The organism is Streptomyces aidingensis, from assembly GCF_900112355.1.
GTDB classification, from domain to species: Bacteria; Actinomycetota; Actinomycetes; order Streptomycetales; family Streptomycetaceae; genus Streptomyces; species Streptomyces aidingensis.
Genome location: NZ_FOLM01000001.1, coordinates 45,276 through 61,267 on the forward strand (window position 1 = coordinate 45,276; position 15,992 = coordinate 61,267).

Genomic DNA, 15,992 nt, shown 5'->3' on the forward strand with positions numbered 1-15,992 from the left:
GGGGGACCGTGTGGGAGAGTAGGACGCCGCCGAACAATTCTTGATGAGAGGTCCTGTCCTGGGGTGATCCCGGGACAGGACCTCTTTCTTTTTGTCCCTTTCCGCTTGTGGTGCTCCATGTGCCGGTGACAGCATCTGCCCATGGTGACGTACACGGTGCGAGAGACTCGTGCCGAGGACTGGCGGGCCTATCGCGACCTGCGGCTGGACGCTCTGCGTGATCCGGTGGCCCCCATTGCGTTCTTCGAACCGCTGGCCGAGGCCATGGAACTGCCACGGGCGGACTGGGAGAACCGGTCCGGCTCGCACGGGCAGAAGGCGACCTTCATCGGTGAGCTGCCGGACGGCAGTTGGGCGGGGATGGTGGTGGTCTTCACGACCGAGGAGGGCTTCGCCCAGATCGTGGGGGTCTACCTGGCCCCCGGGCACCGGGGCACCGGGCTGGCGGAGCAACTGATGCGGGCCGCCGTCGAGTGGGCGGCCGGCCGGGAGGTGCGTCTGCACGTCCATGAGAACAACAAGCGGGCCGCCCGCTTCTATGAGCGGCTGGGGTTCCGGCCCACCGGGGCCAGCAGGCCCGATCCGCGGGAACCCACCCTGCGCGCCTTTGAACTGGCTCTGCGCGGGCCCGGGCCCGGGCCCGCGCAGCCGGGGCCGGGCGGCTCGGGGCGGCACCGGCCTGCACCTTGAGACCGGCGGCCCTTGATCCGCGCCGATCCGCGCCACGGACACCCCCCGGCGTTCATCCGGATGTCGTGGCCGGGCCATCGGGTGGGGGAAGGTTGGCCACCATGGACAACGCCGGTGAGGACCCCGAACTGCTGCTCGACCAAGCGGTGGAGCTGGTGCGGGCCGACGAGGTGGAAGCCGCGGAGCCGGTCCTGGTGGGCGCGGTGAACGCGGGCGCCGAACGCGCCGGCGCCCTGCTGGGATTTCTCTATCTGGAGACCGGGCAGCTCGAACTCGCGGAGCACCTCTGGCGCGGTGCGCTGGAGTGGGACAACGCCTGGGCGTGGTCTCCGCTGGGGACGCTGTTGCAGGTCACCGGGCGAGCGGCGGAGGCGGAGGAGATGCTGCGCCGGAGCGCGGAGACAACCGGCGACCGCAAAGCCCGGACCTCGCTGGGCATCCTGTGCCAGGTGACCGGCCGGGCCGAGGAGGGCGTCACCTGGCTGCGGGCGGCGACCGAACAGGTTCCGGACGATCCGTTCGGCGCGCTGGCCTTCGTCATGGAGCCGACCCCCGAGCAGGCTTCCGGGCTGGGCCACGACGGGCTGATGGCGGAGCTGAGCAAGGCGCTCTCGGTGATCGGGCACCATGCGTCCGCGGGCTACTGGGCGCGGATGGCGGCCCAGTCGGGGCGGGGCCCCACCATGCACGAGTTCGCCCGGACACTGCTCCGGCATGACCGCCCGCGGACGGCGGAGCTGTGGCTGCGCCGGGCGGCCGAGGCCGGGTACGCCGCCGCCATGCACGACTACGGGACTCTCCTGCGGCACACCGGCCGGCGCCGGGAGGCCCGCCCCTGGCTGCGGCGCAGCCGGGCGGCATTCCGCCGCGGCGGCTGACCGCAGGGCCGGCGCGAGGTCAGTGCGGGGCCGGGGTCGGGGTGAGGGCGGGGGAGACGGCGTCGAGCAGGGCCGCGCGGAACGGAGCGGTCACGGGATCGGCGCCGATGATGTACAGGGTGCCGTCCTCGCCGGCGATGTTGTCCAGGGCCAGAGTGTCCACCCGGCCGGGGGCGCAGGACTGCCGGATGTGGAGCTGGTCCAGGCCGGACAGGGCCTTCTCCAGCAGGGCCAGCGCGGCATCGCGGCGGCCGGGGTGCGAGGTGAGGGCGGACTCCAGCTCCATCGAACTGCCCGGTGCCGCCCGGGGATGGCTGCGCAGCACCTTGCCCGCCTCGCCGCCGTTGCGGCCCTGCACCCAGCGCTGGATGTGGTGGAACGGCTGGCTGGACAGCGCCGCCGCATGCAGATAGCAGCGCAGCAGCGTCTCGGCGGTGTCGGCGTCGAGCTGGAAGACCGGCTCGGCCGGGCGGACCGGGGAGAGGAAGGCGATGGCCCGCCAGCGGGCGGTGGAGAGGTCCTCGCAGCCGCGGTGCGGGGACCAGCGCAGCCGCACCGGCACATCGTCCGAGGCGTGGCCCGGGTCGTAGACGTGCACCGGGCCGGTCCTGCCGCGCTGCCGGGCGGTCTTGCGGTGCAGGGTGCCGTCCGGGTCGGGGACCACGATCCCGCCCGGGGCCCTGAGCACCGCCGACACCGGATCCGTACCGCGCGGCGCGGTGGGCGCGGTGGGCCGGGGAACGTCCGGATAGCCCGCGTCGTCCACGGGACCGGACGGTTCGCCGCCCCGGTCCGGGGCCGCAGCCATCCCGTGAGCCTCGTGGCTCCCGTGGCTCCCGTGGCTCTCGTCGTGCCCGTAGTCCTCGTAACGCTCGTATTCCTCGTGGTCCTCCGGGCGGAGCCGCTTGCGCGGGCGCGGCGGTTCGGGCTCCTCGTACTCCGCGGGGACGGCGGTGGCCCTGGCGCGGACCGCCCGGCGGGCCCGCCAGCGGGCGATCCGCACCGCCGACCAGAGGAAGGCCGAGAACAGCACCGTCAACTGGGCCAGGAACACCGTCCACAGCAGCGCCCCGCCGGGCAGGGTCTGCGGATCGGCGTCCGGCCAGGCGCCCGCCACATCCGAGGGCGCGGTGAGAAACGAACGGACCGCGCTCGCGGTATTCATCAGCGAGACGTGCTCCGGCCAGGTGCCGTGCCGCAGCCAGCCCGCGATCCCGGTCGCCGACCAGACCAGCAGGGTGACGGAGACGGCCACCGCGAGCGAGCCGATCAGCAGCGCGTCCGGCACCCCGCCGCCGCGCCGGGCGGGGGCCGGCGGAGCCGGGTGCGGCGTCGCCGGATAGGGGCGGGCCGCGGCGGACTCCGGGTGCTGCGGGGACCGCGGGCGCGGCGGCTGCGGGCGGTGGCGCGGGCCGGGCTGCCGGGGAGCGCGCGGCGGGCGGCGGTCCTCCGGATGCTGTCCTGGCGGGTGGGTCATGACGCTGCCGTCACTCTCACTGCACCTCCGGCTCGAATCCTCGTGGACGGGGCGGCTAGCCGGCCGTCCGTCTCTCGAAGGCGGCGGCCCGGGCCTCGGCCTCGGCCTCCAGCTCCCGGGCGAGTTCCCGCAGGCCCTCCGGTGGCTCCAGCCCGCCGGCACCGGTCAGCGCCCCGGCGGTGCCCGCCGTGCCCGCTGTGCCAGGGGCGGCCGGGCCGTCCGCGGTGTCCCGCGGTGCGGAGGACTCCGTCATCGCCCGGTCGGTGAAGACCAGTGGCCGCTCCGCCTCCGTGACCAGGTGCTTGACCACCTGCACATTGCCGTTGACGTCCCACACCGCCATGCCCGGGGTGAGGGTCGGGATGATCTCCACCGCCCAGCGCGGCAGCCCCAGCACATGGCCGGTGGCCCGCGCCTCGTCCGATTTCTGGGCGTAGATGGTGCGGGTGGAGGCCATCTTCAGGATGGCCGCGGCCTCCTTGGCCGCCGCGCCGTCGATCACATCGGACAGATGGTGCACCACGGCCACGAAGGACAGGCCCAGCCGCCGGCCGAACTTCAGCAGCCGCTGGAACAACTGGGCGACAAAGGGCGAGTTGATGATGTGCCACGCCTCCTCGACCAGGAAGATGCGCTTCTTCCGGTCCGGGCGTATCCAGGTGTGCTCCAGCCACACCCCGACGATCGCCATCAGGATCGGCATGGCGATCGAATTGCGGTCGATGTGGGAGAGGTCGAAGACGATCAGCGGGGCGTCCAGATCGATGCCGATGGTGGTCGGCCCGTCGAACATGCCGCGCAGATCGCCGTCCACCAGCCGGTCCAGCACCAGCGCCACATCCAGGCCCCAGGCCCGCACATCCTCCAGTGCCACATTCATGGCGTCGGCCGACTCCGGGGTGGGGTGGCGCAGCCGCTCCACGATGTCGGAGAGGATCGGGTGCCGGCCGGCCGTGCGCTCGGCCACCGTCTGGTGCACGGCGGCGTGCGCCACCTTGAGGGCGAAACCGGACCGCTCGTCCAGGCCGCGGCCCATGGCGACCTCGATGATGGTGCGCAGCAGGGCCAGCTGCCCGGTGGTGGTGATCGACGGGTCCAGCGGATTGAGCCGGATGGAGTGGTGCATGGCGGCCATCGGGTCCAGCCGGATCGGCGTGATGCCGAGCTGCTCGGCGATCAGATTCCACTCGCCGACGCCGTCCTCGCCCTGCGCGTCGAGGACCACGACCTGGCGGTCGCGGAACCGGAGCTGGCGCAGCACATAGGTCTTCTCCAGGGCCGACTTGCCGTTGCCGGACTCGCCCAGCACCAGCCAGTGCGGGGCGGGCAACTGCTGGCCGTACAACTGGAACGGGTCGTAGATGTAGCCCTTGCCGCTGTAGACCTCGCGGCCGATGATCACGCCGGAGTCGCCCAGGCCCGGGGCGGCCGTGGGCAGATACACGGCCTGCGCCTGGCCGGTGGAGGTGCGCACCGGGAGCCTGGTGGTCTCGGCCTTGCCGAAGAGGAGGCTGGTGAAGGCCTCGGTGAGGGCGCTGAGCGGATCACGTGGAAGCATCACGGCCACCTCATCGGCGAATCCCGGTCGCGAAGGGCAGGGTGTTGACAAACGCCCGGTGGTGCTCGCGATCACACCATTCGAGCTTCAGATAGCTCTTCCCCGCGGAGGCGCGGATGGTGCGCTTGTCGCGGTTCAGGGCCTCGGGACTGGGCGAGGAGACGGTGAGATAGCCGACCAGGTTGACCCCGGCCGCGCCGCTGGCCAGATCGTCGCCGCGCTGGTCGATGCGCTGGTGGGCGGCCACGTCCCGGGGGTCGACGGTGCGGTTCATCCGGGCGGCGCGGGACGCCTCGGCCTCGTCGTTGGTCTTCTCCGACAGCATCCGCTCGATGGCCACCTCGGTGGGTTCGAGATCCATGCAGACCGCCACGGTGCGGATCACGTCCGGGGTGTGGACCAGCAGCGGGGCCAGGAAGTTGACCCCGACCGGGGTCAGCGGCCACTCCTTGACCCAGGCGGTGGCATGGCACCACGGCTCGCGGGTGGCCGACTCCCGGGTCTTGGCCTGGAGGTAGGTGGGCTCCCGGGCGTCCAGCTCGGCCGGCCAGGCGTGCCGCTGGGACATGGCCTGGATGTGGTCGATGGGGTGGTCCGGGTCGTACATGGAGTGGATGAGCGAGGCCAGGCGCGCCTCGCCGAGCGGCTGCCGGACGCGGATGTCCGCCTCGGCCAGCCGGGCGCAGATGTCGGTGAGCTCGCGGGCCATGACGATGGCCAGCGCCTCGTCCGCGGAGAGCCGGCGGCCGTCGGTGACCCTGGCGGCGCGGGCGATGGCGGATGCCTCGTGCGCCAGCTCGCGGGAGTGGAACATGCAGGCGACCAGGTAGTTGCGGTGCTGCTCGCTGGAGGTGGACACCATGGACTGGAGATGGTCGTAGGAGTCCTGGAGCCAGCGGGGCGCGTCGCGGCTGCCGCGCTCGGCGACATCGTTGGCGTGCGCGTCCGGGTCGGCGGGCAGGGTGCGGGCCAGCATCTGGAGGCGCGTCACATAGCCGTCTCCGTTGGCGACATGCTTGAGCAGCGTGCCGAAACGGTCCACCAGGGCTTCCTGGTCCTCGCTGTCGCGCAGGCCGACGCCCGGACCCTCGATCTCGATGGCGGCGGTGATGGTGCGGCGGTCGGCGTGCAGCAGCACGGCGATCTCGTCGGGGCCGAACGGGGCGGCCATCCAGGAGATCCGGCCCACGCCGGGCGGGGCACCGATCGCGACCTGACGGCCGTCGAGCGAGATGCCGGCCTCGGGGGCGCCGGAACGGTAGCGGGCGTTGCCGCGGCGGAGCAGGCGGCGATAGGAACGGTTGATCTCGAACCACTTGTAGAAGGTGCGGCCACGGTACGGCATGTAGACCGCGGCGAAGGCGAGCAGGGGAAAACCGGCCAGCGCGGCGATCCGCACCGGCAGGCTGGGGATCAGCAGGCCGCTCATCATGCCGAGGAAGGCACCCAGGATGATGACGGCGATCTCGCCGGTCTCCCGGTTGCGGCCGACGATCGCCTGCGGGCGGGCGCGGCCGATGAGATAGGTACGGCGCCGGGCAGGCGCCTCCGGCGGAGCGGTCACCACGGCCGCCTCCCGCATCCGCGCGGTGCGCCTACCGCGCCGCTCACCCGCGGCGCGGCGGGCCCGGTCGCCGAGGGCCGGGCCGGGGCGGGGCCGAGGGCCGCGCCGGCCGCCGCCGGCGGCAGCGGCACGGCCATGGCGGCGCTGCCGCCGGCATGCGACGGCGCGGTGGAGGCCGCGGGCGCCGTTCCCCGGGCTCCCGCGGCGTCAGCAGTCCTCACTCGCCTCACTCGTGCTCCCGCCCCCGCTGCCGTAACCGCCTCCGTACGCGGTGCCGTTCCGGGCGGCCCGGTTGTCCGACGTGCGGGACGACCGGGTGGTTCCGGGGAACGGCCACCCTCCGAACGTACCTCCGCGGACCGGCGGTGCGGGAGCGTCTTTGGTCCCTGATCGGCCGTCAGGGACGGAAAGCGGGGTGTGCGGTTCACCGGCCGCCTCCGCCGCTGCCCCCGCCGGCCCCGCCGCCGCCGGCCGGTCCGCCGCCGGGCCCGCCCGGACCGGACCCCGGCCGTCCGCCGCCCGTGCCGCGGGTGCCGTGCGCGGCCACGCCGCCGGCCAGCGGGTTGCCCGGGCGCGCCCCGCCGCCCGCGCCGGCTCCGCCCCCGCCGCCGGCCGCCGCCCCGCCACCGGCGGCTGCCGTACCCCCCCGGGCGCCATGCGTGCCGATGCCCTGCCGCAGCACGGTGGCGGGCGTGGCGATGGCCGCCCCGGCGGCCCGGTTGGCGGTGTCCCGGCGCATGGCCCGGTGGCTGATGATCTCGTCGCCGAAGCCGGGCACAAAGCGGTAGATCATCGCGGAGGCGAAGATGGCCAGCAGGATGATGGACAGCCCGGAGAGGATCGCGGAGAACGCGGACGGCCCGTCCGTGGTCGTCAGCGCCGAGGCCAGGCCCAGCACGATCACGATCACCGGCTTGACCAGGATCACCGCGATCATGATCCCGGCCCAGCGGCGCACATGCTGCCAGAGGTTCTTGTCCACCAGCCCGGCGTAGACGGCGGTGCCCAGCAGCGCGCCGACGTAGAGCAGCGCCGCCCGGATCACCAGCTCCAGCCACAGCACACCGGCGGCCAGGATCGACACCAGGGCCACCACGATCAGCATGATCGGACCGCCGCCGATGTCCTCCTCGCTCTCCAGCGCGGCCGAGAACTGCCCGAAGAAGGCGTCGGAGTTGTTGCCGGTGCCCGCCGCGATGGCCTCCGTCACGCCGTCGGTGGCGGCGACCACCATGTAGAGGACCAGCGGGGTGAAGGCGGAGGCCATCACCGTCAGCCAGAGGAAGCCGACCGCCTCGGTGATGGCGGTGGTCAGCGGCACGCCGCGGATGGCGCGCTTGACCACGGCCAGCAGCCACAGCGTCAGCGTCAGCACGGTGGCCCCGGCGAACACCACGGCGTACTGGCGCAGGAACGCCTGGTTGGTGAAGTCCACATCGGTGGTGGTGGTGACGGCGTCGGAGAGCTGGTTCACGATCCAGGCGGCGGCGTCCGCGAAGCCGCGGGCCAGTGACTGGAGGGGGTCGAGGGAGGAGTCCAGCCCGGGGGTGTCGATGCCGCCGCCGCCCTCCTCGCCCGAGCACAGGTCGTGGGCGGGCCCGTGCAGGCCCTCGCACTCCGGATTCTCCTCGCCGCCGCCATCGCCGCCATCGCTGCCGCCGCTGCCGCCGTCGTCGTCGGCGGCCGGGTCCTCCGGATCCTCGTGCTCGTCGGCGAGGGCGCGGAGCGGGAACACCAGGCCGGCGGCGAAGAAGGCGGCCAGCAGGGCCCCGAGCCGCAGCAGCGGCCGGGTGAGCGGGCGCGACCGGGGACTAGCGCGCATAGGTGAACCCTCCGAACTCCTCCACGGCTTCCGCGATCTCCTCGGCGGTGGACGCACGGTTGTCGCCCGGGACGGGAGCGGGGCCGTCCGCCTGGCTGTCTTCCACGATCTTCCAGTCACCGTCCGACCAGACCAGTTCGAAGGTCCAGGTCTTCCAGGTGGTGCGCACCGGGTTCCGCGCGCTCTCACCGGCCATGCCGATGAGCCCGGTGTACCAGACGTCGACGGTGGCGCTGGTGCCGGTGTAGGCGACGAGCGAAGTGCCCACGGGCAGGGTCCGGGACACAAAGGTCATGCCGGCCGGCGGATTGCCCTCGGCGTCCAGGCCCAGCAGGGCCAGGGCTTCTTCCGAGTATGCCCGGTCGAGTTCGTCGACGAGGGCGGGGACGACGGCGGCGTCGTAGACGGTGCCCACGATGGCGTGGCGGGAGTCGGTGGTGAACATGCCGTCGCCGCCGAGGGCGACGGCGTAGTTGGCGGCGGCGCTCTGGGCGCCCTGCTCGGACTGCGGATGGCCGGTGGGGATGCCGTTGACCGCGGTGTCGACCGGCGCCTCGCCGGTGGGCGCGGTGGGCTGCGTCGCCGGGCCGCCGGCGGAATCCCGGGCGGTGCCCTCGTCCGGACCGCCGTCCCCGTCGCTGAGGTTGGCGAAGACAATGGCACCGATGAGGACGACGAAGACCCCGATGATGGTGAACAGGCTGCGGCCGGGGGAGGCGGGAGCGCGCCGGGAGGACGGGCCCGGCTCGTCCGGCAGGCGGGTACGGGTCTGGGAGGGGACGGTGCGGGCGCCCGTGTCTCCGAAGTCGTCGCCGTAGCTCATGATCAGCGCCCCCTCAACCGCACTGAGTCTATTACCTCCTCACACGACGTTATAGCCATCGGCTGCGGACGTAGCCTGTCGTGTCCTGATTGTCCGAACACCGGAGCGACGTGCGCCGGGCGCATCCACGCAGGCGCCGGGCGGTGCGCTCTCCGCATGTGCCCTGCCCGTGACCCAGCATGAGACATCGATCACCCGCCGTGGCCGCATCGTATGGGGGGAGAGAATCCATCGCATGCGCAAGTCCAGACACCTCCCGTCCGTCCTCGTTCCCGCCGTCCCCGCCGCTTCTCTCCTTGCCCTGGTCCTCCTTTCCCTGCTGACCGCAGCGGCCTGCTCCGGCTCCGGCTCCGGCGCGGACTCCGGGGAACCGTCCGCGCCTTCCGGGACGGCCCCCTCGTCCGGGCCGCCCGCCGCGGGTGCCCCCGCCACGCCCTCGGCCCCCGCCGAGCCCACCGGCGAAGCGACCGACGGCACCGCCACGCCCTCCACCGAACCCGCCGAACCGGCCGGCGCCGACCCGGTGATCACTGAACTGTCCGACGAACAGTGGGACGAGATGGTCGCCGACGGCGTCTGGCGGGCGGAGGACTGTCCACTGACCCGGGCCGACCTGCGCCGGGTGGAGGTCAACCACATCGACTTCAACGGCGAGGTGGCGCGCGGCGTCCTGGTCGTGAACGCCGATGTCGCCGAGAGCGTCGCCCGGATCTTCACCCGCCTCTACGAGGAACGGTTCCCGATCCGCCGCATGCAGCCGGTGGAGGCCTACGACGGCGACACCAACGCCAGCCTGGCGGATGACAACACCTCCGCCTACAACTGCCGCCGCCCGGACCAGATCAACGCCCCGGCCATGGAGTCGCCGCACGCCAACGGCCGGGCGATCGACATCAACCCGCTGGAGAACCCGTGGATGGATCTCCGCTGCGACTGCTGGTTCCCGAGCGCCGAGCACCACGAACGAACCGAGGGCAAGGGCAAGATCCTGGACGGCGGCCCGGTCTGGCAGGCGTTCACCGACGAGGGCTGGATCTGGCAGAACATCGACGTCCCGGACTACATGCACTTCGACACCGGCTACCCCTCCCGCCCCTTCACCTCCCGGCAGAACTGACCGCTGTGCCGAAGGCACCCGTGCCGGCACAGCGGCGCTGTCAGCCAAGGGCCAGCTTGAGGTCCCAGGTGCTGTTCATGATGGTGGTGGGGGCGCCTGTCCCGGTGCGCGTGGCGTGGTAGCGGAGCAGGTCTCCACCGGTGGCCTCGACGGCGTAGAGGTCCGGGACGCCGTCGCCGTTGAGGTCGGGTGCCGAGCAGGACGCCGCGAGCAGGCGATGCGGCGCATCGTGGACAGCCTGGGTGACGTAAGCGACCTTCCGGCAGCTGGACGATTTGAAGTGAGTCGAGTCATAGATGGTGAGAACGTGACTATTCGAGGAGTCGTCGTCAACGGCATTCCGAGAATCGGCACGGCGTTCAACCCGGTAAGTTCCCTGGAGGAAATTTAATGCGGGTTCCGGTTGGAGTCCGAGGTTGCAGTTTTCCGAGGCTTTCCGGGCCTGGCCGCACGGCCTTGATCCAGGAAACCAGCTCTCTGTTCATGCCAGTGTAAGCAATGTCCGAGCGAAGGGTAGCGAAACTGCGAGCGGGGCAACGCGTGCAATTTGCGCTTGGCGTCAAGTACGGCGCAGGTGACTGTGGCGTCCTGCTGGATTTCCCTGTGGCATGGGTGACTGTGAGATCAGGCGAATCGCTGACATGGGATATCCTCCGGAAGGAGACCTGATAGCGTCAGCAAAGCTGAAGCCCCACTATGCGGGAGTTGGGGCAGCTCGGCCGGGCATGGGTCAAAGGCAGAACCAGACGGCTTTTCCGTGGCCGAGGGTGTGGGTGCAGATGCCCCAGGCGGTGGCGAAGAGGTCGATCATCAGCAGGTCGCGGCCGTGTTCGGCGTCGGGGGAGGGGAAGCCGGCGGGCGGGACGGGCAGGCCGCGGGCGCCGTCGCGGACCAGGATCTGGATGCCGCCGTCCCGCGCCCACAGGGCCTGGACCAGGACCGGGTCCGGGCAGCGGGAGTTGAGCGAGGCGGTCACGGCGTTGCTGACGGCCTCGGAGGTGAGCAGCGTCGCGGTCTCGGTGAGTTCCGGCTTGCAGGCGGCCGAGCCGAGCAGGGCCGTGCGGACGGCATGGCGGGCCGTGCGTACCCACTCGGGTTGCGGCGGGAAGCTGAGCGTGAAGCCGTCCGGCGGGGAGGGCGGATGACAGAGGGCGGTGGGGAGGGGGCACATACCGGCGTCTCCTCTCGGTCGTTGTCCCGGGTGGCGAAGCCAGGCGTGGCTCGCCCACCGCCAACGGCATGGGCGGCGGGTGCACTTCGCCTGGGCGGCGAGCCCGGGGTGTGCCGAAGATGACGGTAGGGTCTGGCTCGCTAACAGTGCAACTGTGAGTGGAGATGTCGTCCCAATGAGTGAACACCGAGGGTTCGAGGGGCGTCGCTTGGAGCCTGTAGTGGAGTGGGAGCATGGGACTGCGCACGCGAATCAGTCAGAGGCAGCGCCGGGTGGGGCAGGAGCTGCAGAGACTCCGTGAAGTGGCGGGCCTGTCCGGAGCCGAGGCGGGGGCGCACATTGGTCTGGGCCGCCCGCATATGAGCCACGTCGAGGCGGGGCGTACGCATATTTCGGAGGCGAACCTCCGTACCCTATGTCAGGTCTACGGTTGCACTGATAGTGATCTTGTTGATGTGCTGGTGGCCATGAGCCAGTCGGATGGCAAAGGCTGGTGGACGCGGCACCGGTGGGCCAGGGGGACCCGGGCGTGGGATCTCGCCGAACTCGAATCGCTCGCGACCCACTTCCGGATCTTCGAGTGGCTGTACGTGCCGGGTCTCCTGCAGACGTCCGACTACATGCGGTCTCTGTTCACGCTTGGCAATCAGGGGTTGCCCAAGGACCGGATCGACGAGTACACGGAGTTCCGTCTGCGGCGGCAGCAGGTGCTGACCGACGAACCGCTGCGCCGGTTTCACGCCATCATCCATGAAAGCGCCTTCCACATGGAGTTCGCCGACCCGCAGGTCATGCGGCGCCAGCTTGAGCATCTGGTGGAGGCCAGCCAGCTTCCCAACGTGGTGATCCAGGTGCTTCCGTTCAGCGCCAGCCGCACCTCATTGACCCCCGGCGCCCCGTTCAACGTCTACGACCTCTGCACACCGTCACTTCGGACCGTCTATGTCGAGCATCCGACCAGTGCCGTCTTCCTGGCTGATCACAGCCATCTTGATCAGTTTGCGCGTGAGTTCGATCGGCTCAGCAGTGTGGCATTGGCACCCTTGAAGGCGACCGATCACCTGGGCGAGGGTTCCCTGGGGTTCGTCCAGCACAAGCGGTATCTCTTGAAGGGCGACAACAGTGCGTGACGACGTGTGGCAGAAGTCGAGCTTCAGCAGTGGTGAACCGACCAGCACGTGTGTCGAGATAGCTGTCGACACCCGGGGGCGCGATCTGCTGTTCCGGGAGAGTGAGCAGTCCTCGGGGCCGGTGCTGGTGACCAGCCGGGGGCGGCTGGCGGCGTTGCTGGTGGCGTTGCGGCGGTGACGGGTTTGCCGGAGTGGCAACGGGGCTTGGTGTGCGGGGCCGGCGGCGCTGCATGATCGTGACTGTCGGGGCGCGAGAGCCGGGAGGAAACATGCCGCAGGCAGGCGAGCAGGACCGGATGACGCACCGCTTGGTGGACTCACCGGCCGGGCGGACGCATGTGGTGGAGCAGGGCAGCGGGCCGCTGGTGCTGCTGGTGCACGGGTTTCCGGAGTCCTGGTATTCCTGGCGGCACCAGATGCCGGCACTGGCCGCCGCCGGTTACCGGGCGGCGGCGATCGATGTCCGGGGCTATGGGCGTTCCTCCAGGCCGCATGCGGTGGAGGCGTACCGGATGCGGGAGCTGGTGGCGGACAACGCCGCCGTCGTGGAGGGGCTGGGGGAGCGGTCGGCGGTGATTGCCGGCCATGACTGGGGTGCGCCGATCGCCGCGACGTCCGCGCTGCTGCGGCCGGATGTCTTCCGCGCGGTGGCCATGCTGAGCGTGCCGTACACCCCGCCCGGCGGGCCGCGGCCCAGTGAGGTCTTCGCCGGGATGGGCGGGGAGGAGGAGTTCTACGTCTCCTACTTCCAGCGGCCGGGCCGGGCGGAGGCCGAGATCGAGCCGGATGTGCGGGGCTGGCTGGCCGGGATCTATGCCGCGCTGTCCGCCGGCACCATGCCCGGGCCCGACGCCCCCGACCCGCACTTCGTCAGCCCCGGCGGCACGATGCGTGAGCGGTTCCCGGCCGGGGGAGAGCTGCCCGCGTGGCTGAGCGAGGCGGATCTGGACTTCTATGCCGGGGAGTTCGAGCGCACCGGGCTGACCGGCGCGCTGAACCGCTACCGCAACATGGACCGGGACTGGGAGGACCTCGCGGAGTTCCGCGGCGCTCCGGTCACCCAGCCCTCGCTGTTCGTGGGCGGGGCCATGGACGCCTCCACCACCTGGATGTCCGGGGCGGTCAAGGAGTTCCCGACCACGCTCCCCGGTCTGTCCGGCGCGCACATCCTGGACGGCTGCGGCCACTGGGTGCAGCAGGAGCGCCCCGGGGAGACCAACCGGCTGCTGACCGGCTGGCTGGCCTCGCTCCCGCAGCAGCGCTGACGCTGCACGAGCCGCAGCCGCCTGTGGGAGGACGGCGGAGCGTGGCGATGAGGCAGGGATGTGCCTAGCGCCAGGGATCGAGCGCGAGTTTGCCCCGGGTCCGGCCCGCTTCGAGTTGCCGCAGCACCATCGCCCCCTCGGCCAGGGGGTGAACCCGGGGGGTGCCGGGCACGTACACGCCGCGTTCGACAAGGTCCTCGATCTCGATGAGCAACGACCGGTAGAGCGACGGGGCCGTGGCCGCCAGTGCACCGATGTGCAGACCTTTGACCTGGACCTGGTGGGTGAAGACCAGGTCGTGTGTGGTCAGGGTGGCGTCACCGGACGCGGCGCCGAAGACGACGATGCGTCCGGTGAAGGGTCTGGTGACCGACAGGCTGGTGGTGAACGTGGCTTGTCCCACGGATTCCAGGACCAGGTCGACACCGCCGGTCAGCCGGGTGATCTCCTCGGCCAGACCGGGACGCCGGCGGTCCAGCACCTCGTCGGCGCCGAGCTCCTTGACGGTCTTGTGCTTCCCCGGTGACGCCGTGGCGATCACGCGCGCACCGTAGTGGCGGGCGAGGCGGACGGCGGCCTGCCCCACGCCTCCGGCGGCGGCATGGACGAGCACCGCCTCACCCGCCTTGACCTCGCCCAGCGGTTTCAGCGCCGCCAGGGCGGTGGCCCAGTTCAGCACCATGCCGAGGGCTGCGGCGTCGCTCCAGCCGGCCGGCACCGCAAGGACCGCCGTGGCCGGCATCGTCATGTACTGCGCGAAGGCCCCCGGGCCGGTTCCGACAACGTGGGTGCCGAGCGGCAGCGGACGCGCCACGTCCGGTCCGTGGGCCACGATCTCCCCGGCGGCCTCGAAGCCCGCCACATAGGGGGCCTGCGGGCCTCCCCCGTATGTCCCACGGGCCTGCATGACGTCGGCGAAGTTGACCCCGGCGGCGCCCACCCGGATCAGGTACTCGCCGGGACCCGGGACGGGGCGGCGCTGATCAGTTACCAGGGTCAGGTCCTGCGGTCCCCGGCGCGACCGCTGGATGAGTGCCCGTATCGTCTGCTCAGTGGTGTTCCGCTGGACGTTGGTCTCCATGCGGCGAACGTAGAAGTCTGTCACTTGTGTCAAGGTCAAGCGGCTGCCGGTGGCCGTCGGTGGCTGTCACAGCTCAGTACGGCGGGCCTCGCGCAGGTAGCTGTCGAGCGCCGCCCGCTGATCGCTGAGAACGGCGATGCGAGCGGCGAGCCGGTCGCGGAAGCTCTGCACCTCCCGCAGGAACTCCGCGCCCACCGCGTCGGTGCCGGGCCCGGAGCCGTCGGTGAGGCGGGGCAGGAGTTCCCTGATCAAGCGCACGGGCAGCCCGGATTCCAGCAGTGCGCGGATGACGAGCACCCGGTCGATCGTGGACTGGCAGTAGTCACGGAACCCATTGCCGAAGCGGCCGGGGACGATCAGGCCCTCATCCTCGTAGTGCCGCAACGATCTCGCACTCACACCGCTGACCCTGGAAGCCTCACCGATCCTCATGCCAGGAGGCAACGCGCACGGGCACCGGGATCTTCCGGCGGCACCGGGCCGGCCGGTGCCGGCCGGTGAGCCGGTGAGCACCGGTCACCGGTCGGCGGGGCAGCGGTCAGTTGGAGCTCTTGCCGGTCTGCACGGTCTGCAGCGCCAGGGCCAGGTTGTTCTGGTCGGCGCTGCCCCAGGCGTAGACGATGGTGTTGGTCCCTTCCGCCAGCTCCAGGTCGGCCGGGCCGATGGCCGCGTCGTCGGTGCCTTCCAGCACCACATCGGCGGTGATGGTTCCGGCGGGCAGTACCGCGGTGGCCTGCTCGGGGTTCACCAGGCCCGCCACGACCGGGTCGCCGTCCACCCGGACGTCCACGGCCGGGGCCGCCGCCACATGCCTGACGGTCAGCCGGGCGTCGCCTCCGGACAGCTCGCCGGTGTCGTTGGTGAAGGTGGTCAGCTCCGGATCTCCCTCTTCGGTCAGGTGCGCGGCCACGGTGGCGTTGTCCCCGGCCTTGACTTCGACGGTCTGCTCCAGTTCGGGCTGGGCGTCGGCCGGATCGGCCCCGGCCTCGAAGATCTGGATGTCGTAGGAGCCCGGGTCCAGGGTGACCGGGTCGGCCACGGTGCCCGGCTCGAAGCCGGAGAGCAGTTGGCTGTCGCCCGCGTAGACGTCGACCGTGAGGCCGGGGATGCCGTGGAAGACGGACACCTCGGCCTGGTCGTCGGTGGCGGCGCCGGCCGGCAGCGCCAGGGCGAGCCCCAGCGCGCAGGAGCCGGCGGCGGCCGTGGCGATGCGTGCTGTGCGGGAGAGCGTCATAGGTCTGTCCTTTCTCCGGAGCCGCACGCCGCTTGGTGCCGTGGTGGACGGGGGCGTTCGGTGCGGGCTCCGGCCACTTTCCGCGAGCGCGAGTACCCCCGGAACGTGGAGCGATGACACACATATCTCGGCCGGAATGTGTCTGTTCTCCGCCGCCTTGGTGGCGTGTTGTTGTTGCGCGT

At 71.5% G+C, this 15,992-nt stretch carries 16 protein-coding genes; 7 read left to right on the top strand and 9 right to left on the bottom strand.

Going from position 1 to position 15,992, the window contains the following annotated elements; all coding sequences use genetic code 11:
• Positions 1 to 141: 141 nt before the first annotated feature.
• Positions 142 to 690, top strand: a complete 549-nt coding sequence (locus BM242_RS00160; protein ID WP_245833708.1) for a GNAT family N-acetyltransferase — start codon at positions 142 to 144, stop codon at positions 688 to 690.
• Positions 691 to 791: 101 nt separating this feature from the next.
• Positions 792 to 1,568, top strand: coding sequence for a tetratricopeptide repeat protein (locus BM242_RS00165; RefSeq protein WP_093836527.1), 777 nt, complete (start codon positions 792 to 794; stop codon positions 1,566 to 1,568).
• A 19-nt stretch (positions 1,569 to 1,587) separates the two neighbouring features.
• Here BM242_RS00165 and BM242_RS00170 read toward each other — a convergent pair whose 3' ends face one another.
• From BM242_RS00170 to BM242_RS00190, 5 genes are all read right to left on the bottom strand, one after another.
• Positions 1,588 to 3,045, bottom strand: coding sequence for a hypothetical protein (locus BM242_RS00170; protein WP_093836528.1), 1,458 nt, complete (start codon positions 3,043 to 3,045; stop codon positions 1,588 to 1,590).
• A 55-nt stretch (positions 3,046 to 3,100) separates the two neighbouring features.
• Positions 3,101 to 4,603 carry an ATP-binding protein gene (locus BM242_RS00175; RefSeq protein WP_093837237.1) on the bottom strand — a complete coding sequence of 501 codons (1,503 nt, stop codon included), beginning with the start codon at positions 4,601 to 4,603 and terminating at the stop codon, positions 3,101 to 3,103.
• A gap of 10 nt (positions 4,604 to 4,613) precedes the next feature.
• Positions 4,614 to 6,167 carry an SCO6880 family protein gene (locus BM242_RS00180; RefSeq protein ID WP_245833709.1) on the bottom strand — a complete coding sequence of 518 codons (1,554 nt, stop codon included), beginning with the start codon at positions 6,165 to 6,167 and terminating at the stop codon, positions 4,614 to 4,616.
• Between the two features lie 424 nt (positions 6,168 to 6,591).
• Positions 6,592 to 7,989 carry an energy-coupling factor transporter transmembrane component T family protein gene (locus BM242_RS00185; protein ID WP_245833710.1) on the bottom strand — a complete coding sequence of 466 codons (1,398 nt, stop codon included), beginning with the start codon at positions 7,987 to 7,989 and terminating at the stop codon, positions 6,592 to 6,594.
• Positions 7,979 to 8,812 carry a hypothetical protein gene (locus BM242_RS00190; RefSeq protein ID WP_093836530.1) on the bottom strand — a complete coding sequence of 278 codons (834 nt, stop codon included), beginning with the start codon at positions 8,810 to 8,812 and terminating at the stop codon, positions 7,979 to 7,981. The genes BM242_RS00185 and BM242_RS00190 overlap by 11 nt, the downstream gene beginning before the upstream one ends.
• Positions 8,813 to 9,047: 235 nt before the next feature.
• Between BM242_RS00190 and BM242_RS00195 the strand changes: the two genes are divergently transcribed.
• Both BM242_RS00195 and BM242_RS28755 read left to right on the top strand, forming a co-directional pair.
• Positions 9,048 to 9,929, top strand: coding sequence for a M15 family metallopeptidase (locus tag BM242_RS00195; RefSeq protein WP_093836531.1), 882 nt, complete (start codon positions 9,048 to 9,050; stop codon positions 9,927 to 9,929).
• A 115-nt stretch (positions 9,930 to 10,044) separates the two neighbouring features.
• Positions 10,045 to 10,320: a hypothetical protein gene (locus tag BM242_RS28755; RefSeq protein WP_139238228.1), complete on the top strand. Its 276-nt coding sequence runs from the start codon at positions 10,045 to 10,047 to the stop codon at positions 10,318 to 10,320.
• Between the two features lie 339 nt (positions 10,321 to 10,659).
• Here BM242_RS28755 and BM242_RS00200 read toward each other — a convergent pair whose 3' ends face one another.
• Complete coding sequence (locus BM242_RS00200) at positions 10,660 to 11,100, bottom strand: ATP-binding protein (RefSeq protein WP_093836532.1); 441 nt, start codon at positions 11,098 to 11,100, stop codon at positions 10,660 to 10,662.
• Between the two features lie 233 nt (positions 11,101 to 11,333).
• On the opposite strand from BM242_RS00200, the gene BM242_RS00205 reads away from it, so the two are divergent.
• The 3 genes from BM242_RS00205 to BM242_RS00215 all read left to right on the top strand — a co-directional run bounded on the left by BM242_RS00205 (position 11,334) and on the right by BM242_RS00215 (position 13,495).
• The gene (locus tag BM242_RS00205) at positions 11,334 to 12,230 is read left to right on the top strand and encodes a helix-turn-helix domain-containing protein (protein WP_093836533.1); all 897 of its coding nucleotides are present in this window, start codon (positions 11,334 to 11,336) and stop codon (positions 12,228 to 12,230) included.
• Entirely contained in the window at positions 12,223 to 12,408 is a 186-nt protein-coding gene (locus BM242_RS00210; RefSeq protein WP_093836534.1) for a DUF397 domain-containing protein, read from the top strand. The genes BM242_RS00205 and BM242_RS00210 overlap by 8 nt, the downstream gene beginning before the upstream one ends.
• A 91-nt stretch (positions 12,409 to 12,499) precedes the next feature.
• Positions 12,500 to 13,495, top strand: coding sequence for an alpha/beta fold hydrolase (locus tag BM242_RS00215; RefSeq protein WP_175541190.1), 996 nt, complete (start codon positions 12,500 to 12,502; stop codon positions 13,493 to 13,495).
• 64 nt (positions 13,496 to 13,559) lie between these two features.
• Here BM242_RS00215 and BM242_RS00220 read toward each other — a convergent pair whose 3' ends face one another.
• The 3 genes from BM242_RS00220 to BM242_RS00230 form a co-directional block, all read right to left on the bottom strand.
• Positions 13,560 to 14,576, bottom strand: a complete 1,017-nt coding sequence (locus BM242_RS00220) for an NADPH:quinone oxidoreductase family protein (protein WP_093836535.1) — start codon at positions 14,574 to 14,576, stop codon at positions 13,560 to 13,562.
• 66 nt (positions 14,577 to 14,642) lie between these two features.
• Entirely contained in the window at positions 14,643 to 15,008 is a 366-nt protein-coding gene (locus BM242_RS00225; protein WP_093836536.1) for a MerR family transcriptional regulator, read from the bottom strand.
• A 106-nt stretch (positions 15,009 to 15,114) separates the two neighbouring features.
• Positions 15,115 to 15,810: a DUF4397 domain-containing protein gene (locus BM242_RS00230; protein ID WP_093836537.1), complete on the bottom strand. Its 696-nt coding sequence runs from the start codon at positions 15,808 to 15,810 to the stop codon at positions 15,115 to 15,117.
• Positions 15,811 to 15,992 lie beyond the last annotated feature (182 nt).